This window comes from Micromonospora craterilacus, from assembly GCF_003236315.1.
Lineage (GTDB): Bacteria > Actinomycetota > Actinomycetes > Mycobacteriales > Micromonosporaceae > Micromonospora > Micromonospora craterilacus.
Map to the genome: position 1 here is coordinate 1 of NZ_POTY01000526.1, position 798 is coordinate 798.

The 798-nt window shown below is 65.8% G+C and carries 1 pseudogene; it reads left to right on the forward strand.

From position 1 onward, the window contains the following. Positions 1-348 precede the first annotated feature (348 nt). A pseudogene (locus tag C1I95_RS35640) lies at positions 349-798 on the forward strand (hypothetical protein); the annotation flags it as partial.

Below are 798 nucleotides of genomic sequence, written 5' to 3' on the forward strand. Positions count from 1 at the left end.
CCCGTGGGCTTTCCCCCACCGGTCGCGGTCTTGGCGCCCCCGCGAGCTTTCCGCCACCGGCCGCGTCCTGGCCGAGTCCGTGAGCTTTCCGCCACCGGCCGCCCACCCGGCACCGGTCATGCCATGCCGGCCCAGAGCGTCCGCCCTCCTGCCGCCCACGCCCCTAATGTGGGGTTTCTTCGGATACGCACGCATCGTGAGGAAGTCTCCCATACGGTGTTGTTCAACAGCTACAACCGATTTGTAGCGAAGGTCGCCTCGCCACGGCGAAGCGACCTTGTCGGTACAAGGAGAGGGCAGAGAGCTCCGATGTCCAACTACCTTCGCAATAACGATGACCCCACTCGCGTGAAGAACTCCCCGTTCCGCCGGCGCCGGCTCTGGTTCGTCACCGGCGTCGCGAGCCTCACGGGAGTGGTCGGCCTCGCGGGCGTCGCCTACGCCACCACGGGCGTGACTGGCGCGCACCGACTTGCCGACGTCAAGTGGTCGACCGCCCAGTTGGTCAGCGACGACGGCAAGGACCAGGACAAGAACAAGGACCACGAGGACAAGGACCGGGACAAGGACCGGGACAGGGACCACGAGGACAAGGACCGGGACAAGGACCACGAGAACAAGGACCGGGACAAGGACCACGAGAACAAGGACCGGGACAAGGACCACGAGGGCAAGGATCGGGACAAGGGTCACGAGGGCAAGGACCGGGACAAGGACAAGGACCGGGACGAGCGCAAGGTGCGGGAGGTGCCTTGTGACGACGATGAGTTGATCGAGGCCCTCGACCTGGCCAACCGT